Genomic DNA, 26099 nt, shown 5'->3' on the forward strand with positions numbered 1-26099 from the left:
GCTGTCGAGGACAGGTCGTCCCGGCCCGCCCGGCGGCGCCGGACGCGAATGACCCTAGGCCGGATCTCGACGCGGCCGCCTTAGACAAGGGGGCATGACCGACGACCACCGAGCAGGCGGGGGACGCCCGCTGCCGATCGCCCTGCTGATCCCCGGCCAGGGAGCGCAGCATCCGCGGATGGCCGCGTCCCTGTACGGCACCGTCGAGACCTTCACCCGCACCATGGACGAGGCGTTCGCGCTCATGGGCCCGCGCGGCCCGCACGTGCGCGGGCAGTGGCTCGCCGAGCGGCCGTCGCCGGAGTTCGACGACGTCACGGTGGCGCAGCCGCTTTTGTACGCGGTCGGGTACGCGCTCGGGCGGACCCTGGTGGACCGGTGCGGGAGCCCGGACGCGCTGCTCGGGCACTCGGCCGGCGAGATGGTGGCCGGTGCGCTCGCCGGGGTCTTCGACTTCGCCGACGGCATGCGGCTGATGATGGAGCGGCTGCCCGCGCTCGCCGCGACGGAACCGGGCGGGATGCTCGCGGTCGCCGCCTCGGTGCGGGGCGTGGAGCCCCTGCTCGGCGACGACGTCCACCTCGCGGCCGTCAACGCGCCCCGGCAGCTGCTGCTCGCCGCGGCGGAGGAGCCGCTGCTGCGCGCCATGTCCCGGCTGAAGGACTCCGGCGTCACGGTCCGGCGGGTCCCCGCTCGGCAGGCGTTCCACAGCCCGCTGGTGGCGGCGGCGTCGGCCGAGGCCGGCGACCGCTGGACCGGCGTCGAGCTGCGGCCGCCCGCCGTGCGGCTGTACTCGGCCTACGACGCGGCGCCGCTCACCGCCGAGCGGGCGTGCGACCCGTCCTTCTGGATCGGGCAGCCTGCCCGGACCGTCCACTTCGCTCGGGCGCTCGACCGGCTCCTGGACGACGGCGACCACCTGCTGGTGGAGACCGGGCCGGGGCAGAGCCTCACGATGCTCGCCCGCCGCCATCCCCGCGTCGCGGCCGGACGCAGCCAGGTGATCGGGATGTCGCCCGACCGGCGGCTCGGCGACGACGCCGAGCGCGACGCCGTGCGGTCGGCGGCCGAACGGGTGCTGACGCGCCGCTGACCCCCCCGGGGCCCGCCGACGGGCCCGAGACCCCGCCAGACGACGGAGGAGCTGGAACCGCAATGAGCATCCCCATCGCCGTCATCGGCATGTCCGCCCGCGTCCCCGGAGGACCGGGCCTGGAGGAGTTCTGGTCGCTGCTGATGCGCGGCGACGAGGCCATCCGCCCGGCGCCCGGCGACCGCGAGGGCGCGCGCGGGCGCGGCGGCTTCCTCGACCGCGTCGACGGCTTCGACGCGGACTTCTTCGGCGTCCCGCCGCGCGAGGCCGCCGAGCTCGACCCGCAGCAGCGCCTGATGCTCGAGCTCACCTGGGAGGCGTTGGAGGACGCCCGCGTCCTGCCCGCCTCCCTGCACGAGAGCCGCACGGGTGTGTTCGTCGGCGCGATGGCCGAGGACTACGGGCTCCTCCAGGCCCGCCACGCGGGCGCCGAGACCTCGCCGTTCACGCTGACCGGGACGCGCCGCGGCTTCATCTCCGGGCGGGTCTCGCACGTGTTCGGCCTGCGCGGCCCCAGCGTCACCGTCGACACCGCCCAGTCGTCCTCCCTGGTGGCGGTGTACCAGGCGGTGCAGAGCCTGCGGGACGGCGACTGCGGGCTCGCCGTCGCGGGCGGCGTGCAGGTGAACCTGGCGGAGGAGAGCGACGACGCGCTGCGGGAGCTGGGCGCGCTGTCACCGGACGGGCGGTGCCGTCCGCTCGACGCGGCCGCCAACGGCTTCGTCCGCGGCGAGGGCGGGGGCGCGGTGGTGCTCAAGCCGCTCGACGCGGCGCTGCGGGACGGCGACCGCGTGCACTGCGTGATCCTCGGCGGCGCGGTCAACAACGACGGCGCCACACCCGGGCTGACCGCGCCGAGCCGCGACGCGCAGGAAGAGGTGCTGCGATTCGCCTACGAGCGGTCCGGTGTCGATCCGGGCGCGGTCCAGTACGTGGAGCTGCACGGCACCGGGACGCGGCGCGGCGACCCGGTGGAGGCCGCCGCGCTGGGCGGCGTGCTCGGCGCGGCCCGTCCCCCGGGCGAGCCGCTGCTGGTGGGCTCGGTGAAGGCGAACATCGGCCACCTAGAGGGCGCGGCCGGGATCGCCGGGCTCATCAAGACGGCCGCGGGGATGTCGCGCGGGCGGCTCCCCGCGACGGCGAACTTCGCCGACCCGAACCCCGACATCGACCTCGCGGGCCTGAACCTGCGGGTCCACGACCGTCCCGGCGACTGGCCGGAGGGGGAGCGGGTCGCGGGCGTCTCGGCGTTCGGGCTCGGCGGTTCCAACTGCCATCTCGTCCTCGCCGGGGCGCCCCGCGCCGACGCCGGAGAGGCTCCCGAGCCCGAGCCCGCGCCCGGACCCGTCCCGTGGGTGGTGAGCGGACGGTCGGAGCGGGCGCTGCGCGCCCAGGCCGGACGCCTCGCCGAGCTGGCCGCGACACGGCCGGAGCCGCGGGACGTCGGCCGCTCGCTCGCGGTGTCGAGAACGGCGTTCGAGCACGGCGCCGTCGTGACCGGCGACCACCCGGCGGGGCTGCGCGATCTCGCGGAGGGCCGCGACGCGCCCGGAGTCGTCCGGGTCCGGAGGCGCGACGGCCGCACCGCCCTGCTCTTCCCGGGCCAGGGCGTGCAGCGCGCGGGCATGGGACGCCGCCTCTACGAGACGTACCCGGCGTTCGCGCGGGCCCTCGACGAGGCCGGCGCCGCGCTGGAACCGGCGATCGGCACGCCGATCACCGAGGCGATGTGGAGCGGCGGTCTGGACCGCCAGGAGCTGGTGCAGCCCGCCGTGTTCGCCGTCGAGGTCTCGCTCTTCCGGCTGCTGGAGTCGTGGGGCGTCCGCCCCGACCTGGTCGCGGGCCACTCCCTCGGCGAGATCACCGCCGCGCACGTCGCCGGGGTGCTCCCGCTGGCGGACGCGGCGGAGTTCGTCGCGGCGCGCGGGCGGCTGTTCGAGGGGCTGGCGTCCGGCGTCGCGGTCGCGGTGGAGGCGGGCGAGGAGGAGGCCCGCGCCGCGCTCGCGGACCGGCTCGACCGCGCCGACGTCGCCGCCGCCAACGGCCCCCGGTCGGTGGTGATCGCGGGGGACGAGGAGGCCGTGGCCGAGGTCGCCGAGCGCTTCGCGGACTCGGGGCGGCGCACCACGAGGCTGCGAATCGGCCGCGCCGTCCATTCCCCGCTCGTCGAGCCGCTCCTGGACGACCTGCGCGCCGTCGCCGCCGGGCTGGACTGGCGGCGGCCCGACGGCGGTCCGTCCCTGGTCTCGTCGGTGACGGGCGCGGAGGTGGACGCCGCGCGGCTCGCGGACCCCGCGCACTGGGCGGGCAACGCGCGCCGGACCGTCCGGTTCGGCGAGGCCCTGCGGTCGCTGCACGCGCTGGGCGCGCGGCGGTTCGTCGAGGCCGGGCCCGGCACCGCGCTCACCGACCTGATCCCGGCGAACGTGTCCGATCCGGCCGTGACCGTCCTGCCCTGCATGCCGCGCGAGCAGGACGAGGTGTCCGGCGCGGTGACGGCCCTGGCCGGGATCCACCTCTCCGGAGGCCGGGTGGACTGGGACGCCTTCTTCGGTCCGGACGCCCGCCTCGTCGATCTGCCGACGTACGCGTTCCAGCGCGAGCGGCACTGGCTCGACACCGTCGCGGACCCGCCGGGTCCCGCCGCGCCGGAGACCGACACGCGGCGGCTGGTGACCGAGACCCTGGAGCAGGCGCTCGGAGCCGGCGCGGCGGCCGACCCGGACGTGCCGTTCCGGGAGCTCGGGGTGGACTCGCGGATGGCCGTGGTGATCCGCGACAGGCTGTCGGCCGCCCTCGGCCGGGACCTGCCCGGCTCGCTGCTGTTCGACCACCCCACCGCCGCCGAGCTCGCCGGCGCCCTGCGCCCCGAGCCCGGCACCGCGCACCCCGCCCCCGGCACCCGGACGGCCGACGGCCCGCCCACCGAGCCCGGCGAGAACGAGGACGACATCGCGATCGTCGCGATGAGCTGCCGCTATCCGGGCGGTGTGCGCTCGCCGGAGGACCTGTGGCGGCTGGTGGACGCCGGAACCGACGCGATCGGTCCGTTCCCGGACGACCGCGGCTGGGACCTCGACGAGCTGCCGGAGGGGCCGGCCGCGGGCGGGTTCCTCGACGGCGCCGCCGAGTTCGACGCGGCGTTCTTCGGGATCTCGCCGCGCGAGGCCGCGGGGATCGACCCGCAGCAGCGGCTGCTGCTGGAGGCCGCGTGGGAGGCGTTCGAACGGGCCGGGCTCGACCGCGGCGCGCTGCGCGGCAGCCGCACCGGCGTCTTCGTCGGCGCCACCGCCCAGGACTACGGCCCGCGCCTCGCCGAACCCGACGACGGCACGCGCGGCCACCGGCTCACCGGCACCGCGCCCAGCGTCGCGTCCGGGCGCATCGCCTACGTCCTCGGGCTGCGCGGCCCGGCCGTCACCGTGGACACCGCGTGCTCGGCGTCCCTGGTCAGCGTGCACATGGCGGCGCAGGCGATCAGGCAGGGCGAGTGCGACACCGCGCTCGCGGGCGGCGTCACCGTGCTCGCGACCCCCGGCATGTTCCTGGACTTCGGCCGCCAGCAGGGCCTCGCCTCCGACGGCCGCTGCAAGGCGTTCTCCGCCGACGCCGACGGCACGGCCTGGGCCGAGGGCGCCGGGCTGGCCGTCCTGCAGCGGCTGGGCGACGCCCGGCGGGCGGGACGCCCCGTCCTGGCCGTCCTGCGCGGCAGCGCCGTCAACCAGGACGGGGCCAGCAACGGGCTCACCGCGCCGAACGGCACCGCCCAGGAGCAGGTCATCCGGGACGCGCTCGACCGCGCCGGGATCGGACCGGAGGGCGTGGACGCGATCGAGGCGCACGGCACCGGCACCGCGCTGGGCGACCCGATCGAGGCGGGCGCGCTGGCCCGCACCTACGGCGCCGCCCGCCCCGGGGGCGACCCCGTCCGGCTGGGCTCGCTGAAGTCCAACATCGGGCACGCGCAGGCGGCGGCCGGCATCGGCGGGCTGATCAAGATGGTGGAGGCGCTGCGCGCCGGGCGGCTGCCCCGCACGCTGCACGTGGGCGCGCCGTCCCCGCACGTCGACTGGGACGAGAGCGGCCTCGCCCTGCTGACCGAACCGGCGCCCTGGCCGCGAGGGGACCGCCCGCGCCGGGCGGCCGTCTCCTCGTTCGGGATCAGCGGCACCAACGCGCACGTCATCGTCGAGGAGGCCGCGGCGCCGCCCGCCGGGGAACCGGATCGTCCCGGCCCCGTCCCGCTGCCGCTGTCGGCCCGCACTGGCACCGCGCTGCGCGCCCACGCCGAGCGGGTCCGCGCGTTCATGGCCGCGCACCCGGAGGAGCGGCCCGCCGACGTCGCCCGGACGCTCGCGGCGCGGACGCCGATGCGATGGCGCGCCGCCGTCGTCGGCGACACCCGCGACGACCTCATGGACGGCCTGGAGACCCTGGCGGGCGAGGGCCGGGTGCCAGCGGCCGTGCGCGGCTACCGGTCGCCCGCCGTCGTGCGGGCGGAGGCGCGCGAGGCGTCCGATCCGGTGTTCGTGTTCCCCGGGCAGGGGGCGCAGTGGCGAGGCATGGCCCTCGACCTGCTGCGCGAGTCCCCGGTGTTCCGCGACCGGATGGCCGAGTGCGAGTGGGCGCTGTCGGCCCACTGCGACTGGTCGCTGCGCGACGTGCTGGAGAACGATCCGCTGGACCGGGTGGACGTCGTCCAGCCGGCGCTGTTCGCCGTCATGGTGTCGCTGGCCCGGCTGTGGGAGTCGGCCGGCGTCCGCCCGGCGGCGGTGGTCGGCCACTCGCAGGGCGAGATCGCGGCCGCCTGCGTGTCCGGCGCCCTGTCGCTGGACGACGCCGCCAAGGTCGTCTGCCTGCGCAGCCAGGCGCTGCGGAAGGTCGCGGGTAGCGGCGGCATGGCGTCGGTGCCGCTACCCGCGAACGAGATAGAGCTGCCCGATCGGGTGTGGACGGCCGCGGTGAACGGGCCGTCCTCCACCGTCGTCGCCGGGGACGCCGACGCCCTCGACGCGTTCGTCGCCCGGCTGCAGGACGCGGGCGTCGACGCCCGGCTCGTCGATGTGGACTACGCCTCGCACACCGAGGCCATGGAGCCGATGCGCGACCCGCTCCTCGCCGACCTCGCCGGGCTCGACCCGGCCGAGCCGTCCGTCCCGCTGTGGTCCACGCTGACCGGCGGGCCGCTCGACCGGGCGATGGACGAGCGCTACTGGTTCGACAACATCCGCGGCACCGTGCGGTTCCACGACGCCGTGCGCGCGCTGATCGACGCCGGGCACACGCGGTTCGTCGAGGTCGGCCCGCATCCCGTGCTGGCCCGCGCGATCGCCGAGGCGGCGGGGGAGCGCGACGTGACCGTCCTCGGCACGCTGCGGCGGGACGCCGGAGGGCTCGCGCAGTTCCTCACCGCCGCCGCCGCGGCCTACGCGGACGGCGTGCGCGTGGACTGGGACGTGTTCGTCCCCGAGGGCCGGATCGTCCCGATGCCGACCTATCCGTTCGAGCCCCAGCGCTACTGGCGGCCCGCCGGGGCCGGTGCGGCGGGCGCGGCGGGCGTCGCGGGCGCGGCGAAGGCGGGGCATCCGCTGCTGGACACCGAGGTGGAACTGCCCGGCGGCGGCCTCCTGCGCACCGGGAGGCTGTCCGTCGCCCGGCACCCGTGGCTCGCCGACCACGAGGTGGCGGGGGAGATCCTGGTGCCCGGCACCGCCCAGGTCGAGATGGCCTGCTCGGCGGGCGCCCGGATCGGCCACGCGCGCCTGCGCGAGCTGGTGCTGGAGCGCCCGCTCGGCGTCCCCGCCTCGGGCGAGGTCGAGGTCCGCCTCCTGGCGGGAGCGGACCGGTCGGTCGTCATCGAGTCCCGGCCGAGCGGCGCCGGCGACTGGACGCGGAACGCGACCGGGACCCTGGACGGCGACGCGGGACCCCTGGACGACGGCGCGGAGCCCGAGCCGATGCGTCACGCCGAGCACTGGCCGCCGCCCGGCGCGGACCCGCTGCCGCTGGACGGCGCGTACGACCGGCTCGCCGCACGCGGCTACGGCTACGGCCCCGCCTTCCGCGGTCTGCGCCGCGCGTGGCGCGACGGCGACGACCTCTACGCCGAGGTCGGCTCCGACCAGGACCGGGGCGGGCACCGCGTCCACCCCGCGCTGCTGGACGCGGCCCTGCACCCGCTGCTCCTGCCCGGCGAAGGACCGCCGGAGGTCCCGTTCGTCTGGAAGGGCGTCACCTGCCGGCCCGCCGGCGGCTCGTCGCTCCGCGTGCGGCTGACCCGCGACGGCGACGGGACGGCCCGGCTGGACGCCGCCGACGCCGACGGGCGCGCGGTCGCCGCCGTGGAGTCGCTCGACCTGCGGCCGCTCGCCGAAGACGCGCCCGGCGGCCTCTACGAGACCCGATGGGGCGAGCTGCCGGACGGACCGGACGGCGACGCGCCCGAAGCGCCCGAGGTGCACATCGTGCCCGTTCCCGACCTCGACGGCCTCCTGCCGGACGACGCCCACCGCGCGGCACGGGCCGTCCTGGAGCGCCTCCAGGACATCCCCGACTCCGACGCGGTGGCCGTCGCCACCAGGAACGCGCAACGCGTCCTGCCGCGCGACGAGGTGGCCGGGCTGGCGCAGGCGACGGTGACCGGGCTCGTGCGCTCGGCCCGCGCCGAACGGCCGGGACGCCTCGTCCTGATCGACGGCGACGGCGACCCGCGCTCCGAGGAGGCGCTGCCCAGGGCGCTCGCGACCGGGGAATCCGAACTGGCCGTCAGGCGGGGCCGCCTGTACGCGCCCCGGCTGGCCCCCGCAGACGACGACGAACTCACCCCGCCGGACGTCCCGGACGGGAGCGCCTGGCGGCTGGACGTCACCCGCCGCGGCTCGCTGGACGACCTGGCGCTCGTCCCCGCGCCCGAGGCCGCGCGGCCGCTCGGGGAGGGCGAGGTCCGCATCGCCGTCCGGGCGTCCGGGCTGAACTTCCGGGACGTCGCCGTAGCGCTGCGCCTGGTCCCCACCGAACGGACCATGGGCAGCGAAGGAGCCGGGATCGTCACCGAGACCGGACCCGGCGTCACGACCCTGCGCCGCGGAGACCGGGTCGCGGGCGTGTTCGAGCGCTCGCACGGGCCCGTCGCGGTCGCCGACGCCCGGAAGGTCGTCCCGATGCCGCCGGGCTGGACGTTCGCCCGCGCCGCGTCGGTGCCGATCGTCTTCGCCACCGCCTACCAGTGCCTCGCCGAGATCGCGGAGCTGAGACGCGGGGAGAGCGTGCTGATCCACGCGGCCACCGGCGGCGTGGGGCTGGCCGCCGTCCAGCTCGCCCGGCACCTGGGCGCCGAGGTGTACGCCACCGCGAGCCCGCCCAAGCAGCACGTGCTGCGCGACCTCGGCCTCGACGCCGACCACATCGCCTCGTCCCGGGACCTGGAGTTCGAGGAGCGGTTCCGGGGGCGGATCGACGTCGTCCTCAACTCGCTGGCCCGCGAGACCGTGGACGCCTCGCTGCGGGTGCTGCGCCCCGGCGGCCGCTTCGTGGAGATCGGCAAGACCGACATCCGCGACCCCGAGGCCGTGGCGGCCGAGCATCCCCGCGTCCGCTACGCCGCCTACGACCTGCTCAGCGTCGAGCCCGGACGGGTCGGCGGGGTCCTGCGGACCGTGCTCGACCTGCACGAGGACGGCGCCTTGCAGCCCCTCCCGATCCAGACCCACGACGTGCGGCGGGCGCCCGAGGCGCTGCGCACCCTGCGGCGCGCCGAGCACACCGGCAAGCTCGTCCTCACCGTCCCGCCGCCTGCGGCGATCGACCCCGCCGGAACGGTGCTCATCACCGGCGGCACGGGGAAGCTGGGCGCCCTGCTGGCGCGGCATCTCGTCCGCGAACACGGCGTCCGCAGGCTCGTCCTGGCAGGCCGGAGGGGACGCGCCGCCGAGGGCGTCGCGGACCTGGAGGCGGAGCTGACCGGCCTCGGCGCCGAGGTCGCCTTCCCCGCCTGCGACATCGCCGACCGCGACGCCCTGGCCCGCCTGCTGGCCGAGCATCCGCCGACCGCAGTGGTGCACGCCGCCGGGGTCCTGGACGACGGGCTCGCCGCGACGCTCACCGGCGACCGCGTGGACGCCGTCCTGCGCCCCAAGGTGGACGCCGCCTGGCACCTGCACGAGCTGACCCGGGACACCGATCTGACGGCGTTCGTCATGTTCTCCTCGGCGGTCGGCGTGCTCGGCGCGCCCGGGCAGTCCAACTACGCCGCCGCCAACACCTGGCTGGACGCCCTCGCCCGCCACCGCCGCGCCGGCGGCCTGCCCGCCGTCTCGCTCTCCTGGGGCCTCTGGGACGAGGAGGGCGGCATGACCGGGCACCTGTCCGGCGAGCAGGTCGACCGGCTGCGCCGCACCGGGATCGCGCCGCTGCCCGCCCAACGCGGGCTGGCCCTGTTCGACGCGGCGCTGCGGTCGTCCCGCGAGCAACTGGTCCCGATGCACCTGGACGTCCGCGACGTGCGGCCGGGCACGGTCCCGATGCTCGCCGACATCGTCGGCGAGGCCCCGGAGCCCGCCGCCGCCGACGAGGTGTCCGGCACCGGTCTCACGGAGCGCCTGCGCGGCGTCTCCGGCGACGACCTGGAACGCGTCCTGACCGCGGCCGTGTGCGACACCGCCGGGGAGATCCTCGGGTACCCCGAGCCCGGTGCCGTCGGACCGGACGACGCGTTCAAGGAACTCGGCTTCGACTCCCTGCTCAGCGTCGACCTGCGCAACCGCGTCAACCGCGAGCTCGGGATCGAGCTGCCGACCACCGCGGTCATGGACAACCCGACCCCCGCCCAACTGGCCGGGGTCATCCGGGCGGAGCTGCCGCCCGGTGACGGCAACGCCGAAGAGAAGGAGGAGGGACGATGAGTGGACAGCGCGAACGCCACGCCTTCGTGAGCGGGGCGACCAGCGGCATCGGCCGCGCGGTCGCCGGACGGCTGGCGGGCGAGGGCGCGCGGGTGTTCATCTGCGCGCGCGACGCCGAGGCCGTCGCCCGGACCGTCAAGGAGCTGCGCGACGAGGGCGGCGACGTGGACGGCACCGCGTGCGACGTCCGCGACGCGGGCCAGATCCGGTCCGCGGTCGAGGAGGCCAACGCGGCCGGCCGGATCAACGTCCTGGTCAACAACGTCGGCCGGGGCGGCGGCGGGCAGACCGCCGAGATCCCCGACGAGCTGTGGGACGACGTCGTCGCCACGAACCTGACGAGCGTCTTCCGCGTGACGCGCGAGTTCCTGGCGTCCGGGCTCAAGGACGCCGAATGGGGACGCATCGTCAACATCGCGTCCACGGCCGGAAAGCAGGGCGTCGTCCTGGGGGCGCCGTACTCGGCGTCCAAGCACGGCGTCGTCGGCTTCACCAAGGCGCTCGGCCTGGAGCTGGCCAAGAGCGGCGTCACCGTGAACGCCGTCTGCCCCGGCTACGTCGAGACGCCGATGGCGCAGACGATCCGGCGCGGCTACGCCGACTACTGGGACGTCACCGAGGGCGAGGTGCTGGCCCGCTTCGAGGCCAAGATCCCGCTCGGCCGCTACACGACGCCCGACGAGGTCGCCGCGATGGTCGCCTACCTGACCGGTCCGGACACCGGCGCGGTCACCGCACAGGCGATCAACGTGTGCGGCGGGCTCGGCAACTTCTGAGGAGCGCCATGACCGTACGACAAGGCACTTCGCCGACCGTCCGGCACACCGAGCACGCCACCCGGATCGACGCGCCGCCGGACGCGGTCTACCGGATCGTGGCGGACGTGACGTCCTGGCCGGTGCACTTCCCGCCGACCGTGCACGCCGTCCGGCTCTCCGGCGACGACCGCGCGGAGCGCATCCGGATCTGGGCGCTCGCCAACGGCGCGCTCCGCACCTGGGTGTCGGAACGTGCCCTCGACCCCGGCGCGCGGACCGTCGCGTTCGCGCAGGCCGAGCCGAGCGCGCCGGTCGCCGCGATGCACGGGACCTGGCGGATCGAGCCCGGCGAGGGCGGCGGCTCCCACGTCGTCCTGATCCACGACTACTCCGCCGTGGACGACGACCCCGACGCCCTCGCGCTCATCGACGGCGCGGTCGAGGCCAACAGCGGCAAGGAGCTGGACGCGCTCAGGCACGCGGCCGAGACCGGCGCCGCCGCCGACCTGACCCTGGAGTTCAGCGACGGCGAACTCGTCCACGGCCCGCTGCAGGCGGCCTACGACTTCGTCAACGAGTGCGACCGGTGGCCCGAGCGGCTCCCGCACGTGGCGCGCGTCGCGCTCACCGAGGACGAGCCCGGCCTCCAGTTCATGGAGATGGACACCCGGTCGCCGGACGGCTCCGCGCACACCACCGCGTCCGGCCGGGTGTGCGTGCCGGGGGAGCGCATCGTCTACAAGCAGACCACGACGCCTCCCGTCATGCGCACGCACAACGGCGAGTGGCTGTTCGAGCCCGCGGGGGACGGCGCGGTGCGCGTCACGTCCCGGCACACGGTCGTCATCGACCCCGGGGCGCTGGGAGGACCGGCCGCCGGCGGGATGGACCTGCCGGCGGTGCGCAGGAAGATCCGCGAGACGCTCGGCGCCAACAGCAGGGCGACCCTGCGCGCCGCCAAGCGGTACGCGGAGAACGAAAGGAGCGGGAAATGAAGGAACTGACCCTCGACGACCTGAAGGACGCCCTGCGCGCGGCGGCGGGCGAGGCGGAGGCCCTGCAGGACGGTTCGGACGACCTCCTGGAGGTGCCCTTCTCCGAATTGGGCTACGACTCGCTCGCCGTCATGGAGACCACCGCGCAGGTGGAGCGCAAGCTCGGCGTCGAACTGCCCGAGGAGGAGACAGCCGAACTGAAGACGCCCCGCGAGTACCTGGAATTCGTCAACGCCAGGATCGGGGAGACCGTGTAGGAACCGGAACGGCGAAAAAGAGCCGGCGGCCCGTGCGGGCCGCCGGCTCTTTCGCGTGCGCCTTTCCGGCGTTCGGGAATTCCCCGGTCAGGACATCCCGTCGACCCGGACGACCCGTTCCCGGATCAGCCAGGAACCGCCGTCGGGGACCAGCACGTCCTCGCAGGTGGTGCTCGCGTGCAGGACGGTCCCCTTCTCCCGGCTCGACTGGAACACCAGCGCGTAGCTGCGCACCCGGACGTTCCCGTCCTCCGGGACGATGTGGCTCATGCCGAGCCAGTGGCGCCGGACGATGCCCGCCTCGGCGAGCTTGTCGGCGACGGCCCGGGACGCCGACCGGATCGCGTCGCGGCCGCGGACGGGCTCGGGGTGGCCCTGGGCGTCGAAGACGCCGTCGGGGGTGAAGGCCTCCGCCCACTCCTCGACCTCTCCGGCGTCGAGGAGCTGCATGTGCCAGGCGTAGAAGGCGTCGATGTCGGCCCGCAGCTCGGCGGGCGCGATGGTGGTCGGCACTGGTGCGTCCCTTCGGTGAGTGGGTTGTCCGGTCAGTGGACGGGCTGCGCGGACGGCAGCCCGGCGTTGCGGGGGGCCCGGGGCCTCGGCACGGCCGCCGCGGCCCGGGCGGGGCCGGCGTCCGCGGCCGCCGTGCAGGCGAGCGGCGTCCGGGGCTGCTCGCCCTGCAGGACGGCGGCGTGCACCTCGCTGAGCTCGGGCGACGGGCTGAGCCCCAGGTCCTCGGCGAGGATGTGGCGGGCCGTGTGGAAGGCCTCCAGGGCGTCGTAGCGGCGGCCGGAACGTGCCAGCGCGCACACCAGGAGCGTGTGGTACCACTCGTCGTACGGTTTCAGCGCGACGAGCGACCGCAGTTCGCCGATGAGCTCGCGGTGCCGGCCGAGGCGCAGGTCGGCCTCGATGCGCAGGTTCAGCGCGTGGGCGCGGTGCTCGTCCAGCGCCGCCGCGTGGCCTTCCAGCACCCGGCCCAGCTCGACGTTCGCCATCGGGGGACCGGTCCACAGGTCGAGCGCGCGGCACAGCGGCTCCACCGCGTCGGCGGAGCGGCCGTCCTGAAGCAGCGCGCGGCCCTCGGCGAGCAGCCGGTCGAACCGGCTGAGGTCCAGTTGCTCGGGCGCGACCCGCAGCATGTAGCCGGGCGGGCGGGTGACGAGCACCTCCCTGCCCGGCGCCGGGCCGTCGCCGGCGGTCAGCCAGCGCCGGATCTGGTACACGTACGTCTGCGCGGTGCGCGCCGCGCTGCGCGGCGGGTCCTCACCCCACAGCTCCTCGATGATCGTGTCGAGCGGCACGACGCGGCCCGTGCGCACCAGCAGCAGCGCGAGCGTGTTCAGCACGCGCGGCGCGGTCGGTGCGAACGCCGATCCGCCGCCCGCGACCTCCAGCGGGCCGAGCAGCTTGAAGCGCAGCATCCGAGTTTCGACCTCCGTCGTTCTGTCGCGGTCCTTTCATGACATTCGCCGCTTTTTGCCGGGAAGGCGGCCGTTAAGCGCCCGATCGTCGTTCGGTGAGCCGGATGCTCCCGAACGCCCATCGCCGCGTACGCCTTCCGGCACGCCCGGGGGTATCGAAAGGAGTACTCCGCGGTCCGCGCGAACGCGTTTCCTCCCGCCCGCCTTCGGTTATCAAGCGCGGCGTCAGAGAACGCCCCGTCGACCGAAGAGGAGTGATCCTCGGTGACGACCGATACGACGGTTGCCGAGAGGGGCACGTCAGAGCGGCTCGGGCTCGTCCTCGCCATCTGCTGCGCCGGGCAGTTCCTGGTGGTGCTGGACGCCTCGGTGATGAACGTCGCGCTTCCCTCCATCAGATCCGCCCTGCATTTCCGGACCGACTCGCTGCAATGGATCATCAACGCGTACACGATCGTGTTCGCGGGATTCCTGCTGCTCGGCGGGCGGCTCGCGGACATCTACGGGCGGCGCCGGGTCTTCCTCGGCGGCATCGCCGTCTTCACCCTCGCGAGCCTGGCCGGCGGCCTGGCCTGGAACCCGGCCTCGCTGCTGGCCGCGCGGGGCGTCCAGGGGCTCGGGGCCGCCGTCATGGCCCCGGCGACGCTGACCGTCCTCGGCACCACCTTCACCGACAAGGAGCGGCGCGCCCGGGCGTTCGGGCTCTGGGGCGCGGTCGCCGCGGGCGGCGGCGCGATCGGCGCGCTGGTCGGCGGCGCCATCACCGAATGGCTCTCCTGGCGCTGGATCCTGCTCGTCAACGTCCCCGTCGGCGTCCTGCTGACGGTCGGCGCGGCGTACGCGGTCACCGAGTCCCGCAAGGAGGACGACGACCGCCGGATGGACCTGCCCGGCGCCCTCGCCATCACGGCCGGGCTGATCCTGCTCGTGTACGGCATCGTCCGGTCCGAGAAGGAGGGCTGGGACTCGCCGCAGATCATCGTGAGCCTCGGCCTCGCGGTCGTCCTGCTGGCCCTGTTCGCGGTGAACGAGGTCCGCCGCAGGACGCACCCGCTGGTGCCGCTCGGCATCTTCCGCAACCGCTCCGTCACGGCGGCCAACCTGGTCGCGTTCACCAGCACCGCCGCCCTGTGGGGCACGTTCTTCCTGTTCACGCTGCTGCTCCAGCTCGTCCTCGGGTACAGCCCGCTGGAGACAGGGTTCGCGTACCTGCCGCTGTCCCTCGGCATCGTCGTGGCCGCGCGCGGCATCGCCCCGCTGGTGCCGAAGGTCGGCCCGCGGCCGCTGCTGGTCGCCGGGCTGCTGCTGTCCGCGGCCGGGCTGGCCTGGCTGTCGGGCGCCGGAGCGGGCGCCGGTTTCCTCGCCGACCTGTTCGGCCCGACGCTGGTCCTCGGCATCGGCCAGGGCCTGGTGTCGGCGTCCATGACCGTCGCGGGCACCTCCGAGGTCGGCTACCGCGAGCAGGGCCTGGTCTCCGGGCTGCTCAACACCAGCCGCCAGGTCGGCGGCGCGCTCGGCCTCGGCATCCTGGCGGTCGTGGCGGCCGCGCACACCTCCGACGTGGCGCACGGCGCGCACGCCACCGCGCGGGACCTCGCCGCGGGCTTCGACCGGGCCCTGCTGGTCTCCGCGCTGTTCCCGCTGATCGGCGCGGCCGCCGCCCTGGCCGTCCCGAAGGTCCGCCGCGACGAGGAGCAGGCCGCGCGCGGCTGAGCCCCCGGCGCGGGACCTGCCGGGGCACGGCCCTCGACAGCATCCCGACAGGACGTCGACGGACACGGGCGAGATTGGGGCCATGGATGCGAGCCAGCCCGCGACCGCGACCACGGTCCCTCCCGTCCGCAAGTCCGTCGACGTCCCCGTCCCGCCGGAGCGCGCCTTCGCGCACTTCACCGGGCGGCCCACCGAATGGTGGCCGGAGAGCCACGTGCTGGTCGCCGCGCGGGAGCGGGTGGTCTTCGAACCGCGCGCGGGCGGCCGCTGGTACGAGCGCTCCACCGACGGCTCCGAGCTCGACTGGGGCCGCGTGCTGGTCTGGGAGCCGCCGCACCGCCTCGTGCTGACGTGGCGCATCGACGGCGACTTCCGCCCCATCGACGACGACGAGCGGGCCAGCCGCGTCGAGGTGACCTTCACCCGGCGCGGGCCGGACGCGACCCGCGTGGAACTGGCCCATGTCGAGCTGGCCCGGCACGGCCGGGCCGCCGGGCGCATCCGCGCGGCCATCGACGGCCCGAGCCCCGGCGAGACGCTCGCGACGTTCGCCGCCACCCTCACTCCAGGAGGCGACCATGCCTGACCGCGAATGCCCGCACGACGCCCTCCCGCAGGAAGAGGAGCCGCGCGGCGCCCCCTTCCCCTGGCGGCGCCCCGGCCCGTTCGCCCCGCCCGACCGGCACCGCGAGTGCCGCGAGCGGCCGGGCCTCACCCGGGTCCCCCGCTCCGCGGGCGAGCCGACCTGGGTCGTCACCCGGTACGCGGAGGTCCGGGAGGCCCTGAACGACGAGCGGCTCGGCAACGACCGCGGCCACCCGGGCTTCCCCGCCCCGTTCCCGATCCCGAAGGACTTCACGCTCAACTCGTCCCTGCTCGGCATGGACCCGCCGCGGCACACCGAGTACCGCAAGCGGGTCGCCAAGGACTTCACCGTCCGGCGCGTCAAGCTGCTCCGCCCCCGCGTCGAGGAGATCGTGGACGGGCAGGTGGACGCGCTGCTGGACGCGGGACCCCCGGCCGACCTGCTCGCCGGCTTCGCGCTGCCCGTCACCATCTCGGTGATCATGGAGCTGCTCGGGATCCCGGCGAAGGACAAGGACTTCCTGCACGTCCGCACCCGGACGATGTTCGGCGGGACCGCCTCGGCCGCCGAGCGCAAGGAGGCGGTCAACCAGCTCGACGCCTACTTCCGCGACCTGGTCGCCGCCAAGTACGACGAGCCCGGGGACGACCTGGTCGCCAAGCTCACCGGCGCCTTCCCGCGCGAGGACGACTTCGACGAGCTGGTCCACCTCACCCGGCTGCTGTTCAACGGCGGCCACGAGAGCACCGCCAGCATGATCGCGCTCGGCACGCTGGCGCTGCTGCGCCACCCCGGCCAGCTCGACCTGCTGCGCGAGGACCCCGACCTCGCGCCGGCCGCCGTCGAGGAGCTGCTGCGCTACCTCAGCGTCACCGACCTCACCACGGCGCGGGTCGCGCGCACCGACCTGACGATCTCCGGCACCGAGGTGCGGGAGGGCGAGGGCGTCTTCCCGCTCACCGCCGCCGCCAACCGGGACCCCGAGGCGTTCGAGCGCCCCGACGAGCTCGACATCACCCGCGGGTCCCGCAAGCACCTGGCCTTCGGCCACGGCCGCCACCTGTGCCTCGGGTCCGAGCTGGCGCGGCTGGAGCTGGAGGTCGTCTTCCGCACGCTCTACCGCCGGCTGCCCGACCTGCGGCTCGCCGTCCCGTTCGAGGAGCTGTCCTTCAAGGACGGCGGGCTCGTGTACGGCGTCGAGGCGCTGCCCGTGACCTGGTGACCCGTCTGGAGTGATGACCGTGACCACGACCATGACCGACGAGCGCGCGGCCCTCGACGCGGCGGTGCGGGCCGCGGCCGCGCACGCGGACGAGGCCGACCGCACCGGGCGGCTGTCCGGCGAGGCGGTCGCCGCCGTGACCGCCACCGCGCTGCCCCGGCACTTCGTGCCCGCCCGCTGGGGCGGTGCCGAGTCCACGTTCCGCGAGCTCACCGAAGCGGTCGTCGAGCTCGGCGAGGCGTGCGCGTCGACCGCCTGGTGCGCCGCGATGTTCGCCTACACCGGCCGGTTCGCCGCCCACCTGCCGATCGACGGCCAGCGCGACCTGTGGGACGGCACGCCGGGCGCGCTGCTCGTCCCCGGCCTCGTGCCCGCCGGGTCCGCCGAGGAGACCGAGGGCGGCTTCCTGCTGCGCGGGCGCTGGCGCTACGTCAGCGGCGTCGAGTTCGCCGACTGGGCGTTCATCGCCGGGCCCGCGTCCGGCGGCGTCGAACCGCGCTTCTTCGCGGTGCCCCGCGCCGACTACACCTGCGAGCCGACCTGGGACGCCGTCGGGATGCGGGCCACCGGAAGCCACACCCTCGCGGTGGAGGAGGCGTTCGTGCCCGCGCACCGGACGGCGCTGTTCAAGGAGGTGATGGGCGGGCTGAACCACACCTCGCAGGCGCCGCAGCACAACGTCCCGCTCCCCGCCGTCGGCGGCCTGACCTGCATCTCCGCGCTGATCGGCGCGGCGCGCGGCGCCCTCGCGTCCGCGACCCGCACGGCCGCCGCCAAGCGCGCGGCGGCCCCGTCCTCCGGCGCGCCGCGCACCGGCGGCCCGCCGCCGGCCGGCGACGCGGCGTCCCTGGCCGTCGCGACCTCCGCCGCCCGGATCGAGGCGGCCGAACTGCTGATCGACCAGGTGGTGTCCGCGCTGGACGCCGGAGAGGGCCGCCCGCGCGCGTTCGAGAACGCCAACCGCGCCTCCTACGCGGCGTCCCTGCTGGTGGAGGCGGTCAACGCGCTCATGAGGTCGGCGGGCACCGCCGCGCAGGACCGCGGCGACCCGCTGCAGCGGTGCTGGCGGGACGTCACCGTCGGCTGCTCGCACGCCGCGCTGCGCCCCGAGCGCGCCGCGCCCGGCTTCGTCGAGGCGCTCGCCGCGCGGACCTGACCCGCTCCCGGGGGCGCGACCGCCCCCGCGGGCGGAACCGACCGGAAAGGAGACGACGATGGAATACGGAGTGGCACTGCCCACCATGGTCCGCGGGGTCGAGGGCCGCGACCTGCCGGCCTGGGCGCACCGCGCCGAGGCCGCCGGGTTCGCCGACCTCGCGGTGCTCGACCGGCTGGTGTACGGCAACGACGAGCCGCTGGTCGCGCTGGCCGCGGCGGCGGCCGTGACCGAACGGATCAGGCTGACGACCGGGATCCTCATCGCCCCGTACCGGGGCAACACCGCGCTGGTCGCCAAGCAGGCCGCGTCCGTCCACCACCTGTCGGACGGCCGGCTCTCGCTCGGCGTCGCGGCGGGCGCGCGGCCGGACGACTACGCCGCGTCCGGCGCCGAGTTCGGCGACCGCGGCCGCCGCCTCGATGCGATGCTCGCCGAGATGCGCAAGATCTGGGCGGGCGGCGACATCGGCCCCGAGCCGCCCGGCGGCGACCCCGAGATCCTCGTCGGCGGCCGGGCCCCGGCCGCGCTGCGCCGCGCCGTCGCGCACGGCGACGGCTACTTCGCCGCCGCGGGGCCGCCGCGGACGTTCGCCGAACGGGCCGCCGAGGTCCGCCGCCGCTGGCAGGAGGCCGGACGACCCGGGAGCCCGCGCGTGGTCGCGCAGGCGTACTACGCCCTCGGCCCCGGCGCGGACGCCGCCGTCCGCGAGCACCTCGGCGACTACTACTCCTTCGCCGGGAGGCTCGCCGACATGATGATCAAGGGGGCGCCGACCACCCCGGAGCGGCTGCGCGAGACCGCCGGCGCCTTCGCCGAGGCCGGCTGCGACGAGCTCGTGCTGGTGCCCTGCGCGTCCGGACCCGAGCAGCTGGACCTGCTGGCCGAGACGCTCGAGGAGGCCGCCTGATGTCCCGCAGAAGGACCGTCATCACCGGGATCGGCGTGGTCGCCCCCGGCGGGATCGGCACCGGCCCGTTCTGGGAGCTGGTCACCTCCGGCCGGACCGCGACCCGCCGGATCACCCAGTTCGACCCGTCCGAGCACCGCTGCCAGGTCGCCGCCGAGTGCGACTTCGACCCGGCGGCCGCCGGGCTCGCCCCGCAGGAGATCCGGCGCAACGACCGGTTCGTCCAGCTCGCCAAGGTGGCCGCGCGGGAGGCCATGGACGACAGCGGCCTCCGCGTGGACGGGGAACTCGCCGAGCGCACCGGCGTCGCGATGGGCAGCGCCGTCGCCGGGACCAAGAGCATGGAGGCCGAGTACGTCGTGCTCAGCGACGGCGGCGCGCACTGGAAGGTCGATCCGGCCTACGTCAGCCCGCACATGTACGACTACTTCCTGCCCAGCTCGGTCGCCGCGGAGGTCGCGCTGACCACGGGCGCGCGCGGGCCGGCCACGGTCGTCTCGACGGGCTGCACCTCCGGCATCGACGCGGTGGCGCACGCCGCCGAGGTGATCCGGGACGGGGCGGCCGACGTGGTCGTCACCGGCGGCAGCGACGCCCCGATCTCCCCGATCACCGTGACCTGCTTCGACGTGATCAAGGCGCAGTCTGTCTACAACGACGACCCGGAGCACGCCTGCCGCCCGTTCGACCGCACCCGCCGCGGACTGATCCTCGGCGAGGGCTCGGCCGTGCTCGTGCTGGAGGAGTACGAGCACGCGCGGCGCCGCGGCGCGCGGATCTACGCCGAGCTCGCGGGTGCCGCGTCCCGCTGCAACGCCTACCACATGACCGGTCTCAAGCCGGACGGCCGGGAGATGGCGGAGGCCATCACCACCGCGCTGGCCGAGGCGCGGATGGACCCCGAGGACGTCGACTACGTGAACGCGCACGGCTCGGGCACCAAGCAGAACGACCGGCACGAGACCGCGGCGTTCAAGCGCGCGCTCGGCGAGCGCGCCCGCGGCGTGCCCGTCAGCGGCATCAAGGCGGCGGTCGGGCACTCGCTCGGCGCGATCGGGTCCATCGAGATCGCCGCGTGCGCGCTCGCGATGGAGCACGGCGTGGTGCCGCCCACCGCCAACCTGCGCGAGTCCGACCCCGAATGCGACCTGGACTACGTCCCGCTCGACGCGCGCGAGCACCGCGTGCGCGGGGCGCTGACCGTCGGCAGCGGGTTCGGCGGGTTCCAGAGCGCGATGGTGTTCCGCGATCCGGAGAGCGCCTCGGAAGGGAGGAGCGCATGAGCGGCCAGGCGGTGGTGACCGGCCTCGGCGTGACCGCGCCGAACGGGATCGGCGCCCACGAGTACTGGGAGGCCGTCCGGGACGGCCGGAGCGGCATCGGCGCGATCACCAGGTTCGACGCGTCCGGCTACCCGGTGGCGGTGGCGGGGGAGATCCCTGAGTGCCCCGCCGAACGGGAGCTGCCGGAACGGCTCCTGCCGCAGAGCGACCGGGTGACCCGGCTCGCGCTCGTCGCCGCCGGCGAGGCGCTGCGGGACGCGGCGATCAAGCCGGGCGACATGCCCGAGTACAAGATGGGCGTCGTCACGGCGAGCACGTCCGGCGGCCTGGAGTTCGGGCAGCGCGAGCTGCAGAAGCTGTGGGGGAGCGGCTGGCGGGACGTGAGCGCGTACATGTCGTTCGCCTGGTACTACGCGGTGCACACCGGCCAGATCTCCATCCACAACGGCATGCGCGGCCCCGGCGGGGTGCTCGCCTCCGAGCAGTCCGGCGGGCTCGACACGCTCGCGTTCGCCCGCCGGAAGATCCGCAGCGGCACGGCGATGATGGTGGCGGGCGGCGTCGACGGGACGCTCTGCCCGTACGGCGTCGCGATCCAGACCGCGAGCCGGGAGCTCAGCTCGCGCGCCGACCCCGCGACGGCCTACCTGCCGTTCGACGCCGACGCCGACGGCTGCGTCCCCGGCGAGGGCGGCGCCGTCCTCACCGTCGAGGACCGCGCCGACGCCGAGGAGCGCGGCGCCCCGCAGATCTACGGCGTGGTCGCCGGGCACGGCGCCGCGTTCGACCCGGAGCCCGGCTGCGCCGACGGCCTGTACCGGGCGGCGCGGGTCGCGCTCGACGACGCGGGGCTGCCCGCCTCGGCGGTCGACGTGGTGTTCGCCGACGCGGCGGGCCGCCGCGACCTCGACGACGGCGAGGCGGTGGCGCTGACCCGGCTGTTCGGGCCGCGCGCCGTCCCGGTCACGGCGCCGAAGTCGATGACGGGACGGCTGCTGTCCGGCGGCGCGGCCCTGGACCTGGCGACCGCGCTGCTGGCGCTGCGCGACAGGGTGGTCCCGCCGACCGTCGGCACCCGTCCGGACCGCGCCGACGACCGCCTCGACCTGGTCGTGGACGAGCCGAGGCCCGCCGCGATCGGCACGGCGCTCGTCCTCGCCCGCGGCCGCGGCGGGTTCGCGTCGGCGGCCGTGCTCACCGCGCCGTAGCCGCCGCCTTCCCAGCCGAGGAGCCCGCATGTCCGACATCAGCCCCTACCGGGTCGCGATCCTCGAGTCCGAGGTCGACGACCTGCGCCGCCGGCTGCGCGCCACCCGGTGGGCGCCCGACCCGCCCGGCACCGGCTGGTCGCGCGGCGTCCCTACCTCCTACCTGCGGAGCCTCGCCGGGTACTGGGCCGACGGGTACGACTGGCGGCGGCACGAGGCGGAGCTGAACGCCCACCCGCAGTTCGTCACCGAGATCGACGGGACGCGCGTGCACTTCCTGCACGAGCGCTCCGCGAACCCCGGCGCCGTCCCGCTGGTGCTGCTGCACGGGTGGCCGGGGTCGGTCGCCGACTTCCACGATCTGATCGGCGCCCTCCGGGACGACTTCCACCTGGTGGTGCCGTCCCTGCCCGGCTTCGGGTTCTCCGGCCCGCCGCCGGGACCGGGATGGACCGACGGCCGGACCGCCAGGGCGCTGAACGTGCTGATGAGCCGGCTCGGATACCCCGAGTACGGGGTGCACGGGGGCGACGTCGGCGCGTTCGTGGCTCCGCTGATGGGCCGGGACGCCCCGGACCGCGTCCGCGGCGTCCACGTCAACGCCCTGGTCACGGTGCCCGGCGAGGACGAGGACATCGATGCGCTGGACGACGCGGACCGCGAGAGGTTCGAGGCGCTCCAGCGGTGGCAGCGCAACGAGGGCGCCTACCTGCGCGTCCAGGGCACCAGCCCGCAGACGCTCGCGCACGCCCACCACGACTCGCCCGCCGGGCTGCTCGCCTGGTTCGCCGAGCGGTACCGCGACCTGACCGGGACCGCCGACCTGCCGGACGACGCCGTCGGCAGGGACGCCGTCCTCACCGACGTCAGCGTCTACTGGTTCACCGGCACGGCGGGCTCGGCGGCGCACAGCTACTACGAGCGCTTCCACGACGAGGCGCGATGGGAGCACGACGGCCGCTCCCCGGTGCCCACGGCGGTGGCCGTCTTCCCCACCGACCACGCCATCCGCCCGTTCGCCGAGCGCGCGAACACGATCGCCCGGTGGACGGAGTTCGAGCGGGGCGGCCACTTCCCCGCGCTGGAGGCCCCGGACCTGCTGGCCGCCGACCTCCGCGCGTTCTTCCTCGACCAGATCTTCGGGAGCCCACGATGACCGAGCCGCACCTGCAACGGCTGGCCGACGGCGTGCACGCCTACGTGCAGCCCGACGGCGGATGGTGCCTGAACAACGCCGGCGTCATCGCGTCCGGCGACACCACGATCGTGGTGGACACCGCCGCGACCATGAAGCGCGCGCTGGCCCTGAAGGACGCGGTCCGCGAGGTCGCGCCCGCGCCGCCGCGCCTCGTCGTGAACACCCACTTCCACGGCGACCACACGTTCGGCAACTGCGTCTTCGCCCCGGAGGCCGTCGTGGTGGCGCACGAGGGGACGCGCGAGGAGGCGATCCTCGCGGACCTGCACCTGAGCGGCCTGTGGCCGGACGTCGACTGGGGCGACATCCGGCTCGAACCGCCGGCGCTCACCTACGAGCGGCGGATGACGCTGCACGCCGGCGACCTGCGCGCCGAGCTGTTCCGGCTCGGTCCCGCGCACACACGGGACGACACCGTCGTCTGGCTGCCGGACCAGCGGATCCTGTTCGCCGGGGACCTCGTCATGTCCGGCGTCACACCGTTCTGCATGATGGGCTCGGTCGAGGGCTCCCTCCGCGCGATCGGGCGGCTGCGCGAGCTGGACCCGGCCGTCATCGTCCCCGGGCACGGGCCCGTCGGCGGACCCGAGCTGCTGGACGAGGCGGAGCGCTACCTGCGCTGGGTGCGCGACGAGGCCCGGCAGGGCCTCGCCGAAGGGCTGCAGCCCCTGGAGATCGCGCGCCGCGCCGAGCCGGACGGCCGGCTCCTCGACCCGGAACGGCTCGTCCCGAACCTGCGGCGCGCCTGCGCCGAGGAGCGCGGCGCCCCGCCGGGCGAGCGGATGGACGTCGCGGCGATGTTCGGCGAAATGATCACCTACCACGGCGGGCCGCTGCCCTGCCGGGCCTGATCCGGAGGAGACCGTGCGCAAGATCCTGATCGCGAACCGGGGCGAGATCGCGGTCCGCGTCGTGCGGGCGTGCCGCGACGCCGGGCTGGCCGGCGTCGCGGTGTACGCCGACCCCGATGTGGACGCGCCGCACGCGCGGATGGCCGACGAGGCGTACGCGCTCGGCGGCGCCGCCCCCGCGGAGACCTACCTGGACATCGGCAAGCTGCTCAAGGCGGCGGCGGACGCGGGCGCCGACGCGGTGCACCCCGGCTACGGGTTCCTCTCCGAGAGCGCCGAGTTCGCGCAGGCGGTCATCGACGAGGGCCTGACGTGGATCGGCCCGCCCCCGTCCGCGATCGAGCTGCTCGGCGACAAGGTGCGGGCCCGCCACGTCGCCCGCGAGCAGGGCGCCCCGCTGGCCCCCGGCACCGCGGAGCCGGTGTCCGGCGCCGACGGGGCCGTGGCGTTCGGACGCGAGCACGGCCTGCCGGTGGCGATCAAGGCCGCGTTCGGCGGTGGGGGCCGGGGCCTCAAGGTGGCCCGCTCCCTCGACGAGATCCCCGAGCGGTTCGAGTCGGCCGTCCGGGAGGCCGAGGCGGCGTTCGGGCGCGGCGAGTGCTTCGTCGAGCGCTACCTCGACCGTCCCCGGCACGTCGAGACGCAGTGCCTGGCGGACCGGCACGGCGGCGTCGTCGTGGTGTCGACCCGCGACTGCACCCTGCAACGCCGCCACCAGAAGCTCGTGGAGGAGGCCCCCGCGCCCTTCCTCACCGAGGACCAGCGGCGGACGCTGTACGAGTCGTCGAAGAAGATCCTGCGGGCCGCCGGGTACGCGGGCGCGGGCACCTGCGAGTTCCTCATCGCCGCCGACGGCACGGTGTCGTTCCTGGAGGTCAACACCCGGCTGCAGGTCGAGCACCCCGTCACCGAGGAGGTGACCGGCATCGACCTGGTCAGGGAGATGTTCCGCATCGCCGACGGCGAACCGCTCGGCTACGGCGACCCGGAACCGCGCGGCCACTCGATCGAGTTCCGGATCAACGCCGAGGACCCGGGCCGCGGCTTCATGCCCGCGACCGGCACGCTCACGGCCTGGCGTCCTCCCTCCGGCCCGGGAGTGCGGATGGACAGCGGCTACGCCGAAGGCCAGGAGGTCCCGGGCCAGTTCGACTCCATGCTCGGCAAGCTCGTGGTCACCGGCGCCACCCGCAGCATCGCCCTGCAGCGGGCCCGCCGCGCCCTGGCGGAGTTCGAGGTCGCCGGGGTCCCGACCGTCCTGCCGTTCCACCGCGCGGTCGTCGAGGACAGCGCCTTCACCGGCGAGCCCTTCGACGTCCACACGGCCTGGATCGAGTCCGGCGGCGCCCCCTCGATCCCGCCTCACTCGGACCCCTCGGCCGACGCCGCGTCCTCGGACCGCCGGGCCGTCACCGTCGAGGTGGACGGCAAGCGCGTCGAGGTCGTCCTGCATTCGTCCACCGGACCCTCCGGGGCCTCGGCGCCGGCGCCGTCCCGGTCCAGGCCCCGCAGGGCCAAGGCCAAGGAGGACGACGGCGACGCCCTGATCTGCCCCCTGCAGGCCACCGTGGTCAAGGTCCTCGCCGAAGAAGGCGACACGGTCGCTGCCGGCGACACCATCGCCGTGGTCGAAGCGATGAAGATGGAGCAACCCCTCACCGCCCACAAATCGGGCACGGTCTCCGCTCTCGACGTCCGGCCCGGCCGCCCGGTGGCCAGCGGCACCCGGATCTGCCTGATCACCTGACCCGGCTCCCTCGCCGTCGCGCCTGCTCATGGACCTGCGGGGCCGGGGTATTGGGGAAGCATGGGGGACGCGACAGGCGGGGACGACGGGTTCGACGCGGACGCGGCGCCGCACGCGCACGATGCGGGCGACGACCGCATCCCTATCGACGCGCCGGCCGCCGAGCATGACCCGGCGCGTGCCGCACAGGTCGAGGACCTGGCGCGCGCGGCGATGGCGCTCGACGAGTTCGCGATGAACGAGGCCGTGCGGTCGGCTCTGCGGCAGGACGGCGTCGCGGCGGCGTGGGACCAGGTGCTGGTGCCGGTGCTGGTCGGCATCGGGCGCAAGCACGCGGCGACCGGCCGGTACGTGGAGGTGGAGCATCTGCTGTCGGCGGTGGTGTCGCGCTGCCTGGTCGAGGTGGTACCGCCCGAGGCCGACTTCCCGGGCTGGCAGGGCCGCGGCCCCGTCCTGCTGGCGTGCGCTCCGGAAGAGCAGCACAGCCTGCCGCTCCTCGCGCTGGCCGCCGCGCTGTCGGAGGCCGGCGCGGCGAGGCTCATGCTGGGTGCGCGGGTACCGCCATCGGCGCTGTCCGCCGCGGTCGAGCGGGCCCGGGCGCACTCGGTGTTCGTCTGGTCGCAGACCGCCGAGACCGGTGACCCGTCCTGGCTCGCCGAACTGCCCGCCGCGCGCCCCCCGCTGCGGATCGTGATCGGCGGACCCGGCTGGGACCTCGACCGGCTCCCGCCCGGCGTCGCCTTCGCGGCGTCCGTGTCCGAGGCGCTCGACGCGCTGCGCGTGGTGTCCCGGCGCTGA

At 75.6% G+C, this 26099-nt stretch carries 18 protein-coding genes; 16 read left to right on the forward strand and 2 right to left on the reverse strand.

Going from position 1 to position 26099, the window contains the following annotated elements; translation table 11 throughout:
• Nucleotides 1-94: 94 nt before the first annotated feature.
• From amrb99_RS09970 to amrb99_RS09990, 5 genes are all read left to right on the forward strand, one after another.
• A complete protein-coding gene (locus tag amrb99_RS09970; RefSeq protein WP_190855104.1) occupies nucleotides 95-1093 on the forward strand; it encodes an acyltransferase domain-containing protein in 999 nt (332 codons plus the stop codon).
• 62 nt (nucleotides 1094-1155) lie between these two features.
• Nucleotides 1156-9993 carry a type I polyketide synthase gene (locus amrb99_RS09975; RefSeq protein WP_190855106.1) on the forward strand — a complete coding sequence of 2946 codons (8838 nt, stop codon included), beginning with the start codon at nucleotides 1156-1158 and terminating at the stop codon, nucleotides 9991-9993.
• Nucleotides 9990-10769, forward strand: a complete 780-nt coding sequence (locus amrb99_RS09980; protein ID WP_190855108.1) for an SDR family NAD(P)-dependent oxidoreductase — start codon at nucleotides 9990-9992, stop codon at nucleotides 10767-10769. Before amrb99_RS09975 ends, amrb99_RS09980 begins: the two co-directional genes overlap by 4 nt.
• Nucleotides 10770-10777: 8 nt before the next feature.
• Nucleotides 10778-11746, forward strand: coding sequence for an aromatase/cyclase (locus amrb99_RS09985; protein ID WP_190855110.1), 969 nt, complete (start codon nucleotides 10778-10780; stop codon nucleotides 11744-11746).
• Nucleotides 11743-12003: an acyl carrier protein gene (locus tag amrb99_RS09990; protein WP_190855112.1), complete on the forward strand. Its 261-nt coding sequence runs from the start codon at nucleotides 11743-11745 to the stop codon at nucleotides 12001-12003. The genes amrb99_RS09985 and amrb99_RS09990 overlap by 4 nt, the downstream gene beginning before the upstream one ends.
• A gap of 87 nt (nucleotides 12004-12090) precedes the next feature.
• Here the strand turns inward: amrb99_RS09990 and amrb99_RS09995 are convergent, their stop codons facing one another.
• Nucleotides 12091-12516: a nuclear transport factor 2 family protein gene (locus tag amrb99_RS09995; protein ID WP_206699888.1), complete on the reverse strand. Its 426-nt coding sequence runs from the start codon at nucleotides 12514-12516 to the stop codon at nucleotides 12091-12093.
• Nucleotides 12517-12548: 32 nt separating this feature from the next.
• Entirely contained in the window at nucleotides 12549-13427 is an 879-nt protein-coding gene (locus tag amrb99_RS10000) for an AfsR/SARP family transcriptional regulator (RefSeq protein ID WP_190855116.1), read from the reverse strand.
• A gap of 264 nt (nucleotides 13428-13691) precedes the next feature.
• Between amrb99_RS10000 and amrb99_RS10005 the strand changes: the two genes are divergently transcribed.
• The 11 genes from amrb99_RS10005 (at nucleotide 13692) to amrb99_RS10055 (ending at nucleotide 26099) form a co-directional block, all read left to right on the forward strand.
• Nucleotides 13692-15140, forward strand: coding sequence for an MFS transporter (locus amrb99_RS10005; RefSeq protein WP_190855119.1), 1449 nt, complete (start codon nucleotides 13692-13694; stop codon nucleotides 15138-15140).
• Between the two features lie 82 nt (nucleotides 15141-15222).
• Nucleotides 15223-15726, forward strand: a complete 504-nt coding sequence (locus amrb99_RS10010; protein ID WP_190855122.1) for an SRPBCC family protein — start codon at nucleotides 15223-15225, stop codon at nucleotides 15724-15726.
• Nucleotides 15719-16948 carry a cytochrome P450 gene (locus amrb99_RS10015; protein ID WP_190855125.1) on the forward strand — a complete coding sequence of 410 codons (1230 nt, stop codon included), beginning with the start codon at nucleotides 15719-15721 and terminating at the stop codon, nucleotides 16946-16948. Before amrb99_RS10010 ends, amrb99_RS10015 begins: the two co-directional genes overlap by 8 nt.
• Before the next feature lie 19 nt (nucleotides 16949-16967).
• A complete protein-coding gene (locus amrb99_RS53055; protein WP_190855127.1) occupies nucleotides 16968-18104 on the forward strand; it encodes an acyl-CoA dehydrogenase family protein in 1137 nt (378 codons plus the stop codon).
• Nucleotides 18105-18162: 58 nt separating this feature from the next.
• Complete coding sequence (locus amrb99_RS10025; RefSeq protein WP_190855130.1) at nucleotides 18163-19014, forward strand: LLM class flavin-dependent oxidoreductase; 852 nt, start codon at nucleotides 18163-18165, stop codon at nucleotides 19012-19014.
• Entirely contained in the window at nucleotides 19014-20297 is a 1284-nt protein-coding gene (locus amrb99_RS10030; protein WP_190855132.1) for a beta-ketoacyl-[acyl-carrier-protein] synthase family protein, read from the forward strand. Before amrb99_RS10025 ends, amrb99_RS10030 begins: the two co-directional genes overlap by 1 nt.
• Complete coding sequence (locus amrb99_RS10035) at nucleotides 20294-21505, forward strand: beta-ketoacyl synthase N-terminal-like domain-containing protein (RefSeq protein WP_190855134.1); 1212 nt, start codon at nucleotides 20294-20296, stop codon at nucleotides 21503-21505. Before amrb99_RS10030 ends, amrb99_RS10035 begins: the two co-directional genes overlap by 4 nt.
• A 28-nt stretch (nucleotides 21506-21533) precedes the next feature.
• On the forward strand, nucleotides 21534-22661 hold the full coding sequence (locus amrb99_RS10040; protein ID WP_190855136.1) for an epoxide hydrolase family protein: 1128 nt from the start codon (nucleotides 21534-21536) through the stop codon (nucleotides 22659-22661).
• Complete coding sequence (locus amrb99_RS10045) at nucleotides 22658-23554, forward strand: MBL fold metallo-hydrolase (protein ID WP_190855138.1); 897 nt, start codon at nucleotides 22658-22660, stop codon at nucleotides 23552-23554. Before amrb99_RS10040 ends, amrb99_RS10045 begins: the two co-directional genes overlap by 4 nt.
• 13 nt (nucleotides 23555-23567) lie before the next feature.
• Complete coding sequence (locus amrb99_RS10050) at nucleotides 23568-25301, forward strand: biotin carboxylase N-terminal domain-containing protein (RefSeq protein ID WP_190855140.1); 1734 nt, start codon at nucleotides 23568-23570, stop codon at nucleotides 25299-25301.
• Nucleotides 25302-25361: 60 nt separating this feature from the next.
• Nucleotides 25362-26099 carry a B12-binding domain-containing protein gene (locus amrb99_RS10055; RefSeq protein ID WP_190855142.1) on the forward strand — a complete coding sequence of 246 codons (738 nt, stop codon included), beginning with the start codon at nucleotides 25362-25364 and terminating at the stop codon, nucleotides 26097-26099.

This window comes from Actinomadura sp. RB99, from assembly GCF_014706005.1.
Classification (GTDB): Bacteria; Actinomycetota; Actinomycetes; order Streptosporangiales; family Streptosporangiaceae; genus Spirillospora.

Excerpts from the sequence above, each read along its gene's own strand:
- amrb99_RS10000 (WP_190855116.1), bottom strand. The coding sequence starts at position 13,427 with ATGCTGCGCTTCAAGCTGCTCGGCCCGCTGGAGGTCGCGGGCGGCGGA.
- amrb99_RS09990 (WP_190855112.1), top strand. The coding sequence starts at position 11,743 with ATGAAGGAACTGACCCTCGACGACCTGAAGGACGCCCTGCGCGCGGCG.
- amrb99_RS10045 (WP_190855138.1), top strand. The coding sequence starts at position 22,658 with ATGACCGAGCCGCACCTGCAACGGCTGGCCGACGGCGTGCACGCCTAC.
- amrb99_RS09975 (WP_190855106.1), top strand. The coding sequence starts at position 1,156 with ATGAGCATCCCCATCGCCGTCATCGGCATGTCCGCCCGCGTCCCCGGA.
- amrb99_RS10040 (WP_190855136.1), top strand. The coding sequence starts at position 21,534 with ATGTCCGACATCAGCCCCTACCGGGTCGCGATCCTCGAGTCCGAGGTC.
- amrb99_RS10025 (WP_190855130.1), top strand. The coding sequence starts at position 18,163 with ATGGAATACGGAGTGGCACTGCCCACCATGGTCCGCGGGGTCGAGGGC.
- amrb99_RS09970 (WP_190855104.1), top strand. The coding sequence starts at position 95 with ATGACCGACGACCACCGAGCAGGCGGGGGACGCCCGCTGCCGATCGCC.
- amrb99_RS10035 (WP_190855134.1), top strand. The coding sequence starts at position 20,294 with ATGAGCGGCCAGGCGGTGGTGACCGGCCTCGGCGTGACCGCGCCGAAC.
- amrb99_RS10010 (WP_190855122.1), top strand. The coding sequence starts at position 15,223 with ATGGATGCGAGCCAGCCCGCGACCGCGACCACGGTCCCTCCCGTCCGC.
- amrb99_RS10015 (WP_190855125.1), top strand. The coding sequence starts at position 15,719 with ATGCCTGACCGCGAATGCCCGCACGACGCCCTCCCGCAGGAAGAGGAG.
- amrb99_RS09985 (WP_190855110.1), top strand. The coding sequence starts at position 10,778 with ATGACCGTACGACAAGGCACTTCGCCGACCGTCCGGCACACCGAGCAC.
- amrb99_RS10055 (WP_190855142.1), top strand. The coding sequence starts at position 25,362 with ATGGGGGACGCGACAGGCGGGGACGACGGGTTCGACGCGGACGCGGCG.
- amrb99_RS09980 (WP_190855108.1), top strand. The coding sequence starts at position 9,990 with ATGAGTGGACAGCGCGAACGCCACGCCTTCGTGAGCGGGGCGACCAGC.
- amrb99_RS10030 (WP_190855132.1), top strand. The coding sequence starts at position 19,014 with ATGTCCCGCAGAAGGACCGTCATCACCGGGATCGGCGTGGTCGCCCCC.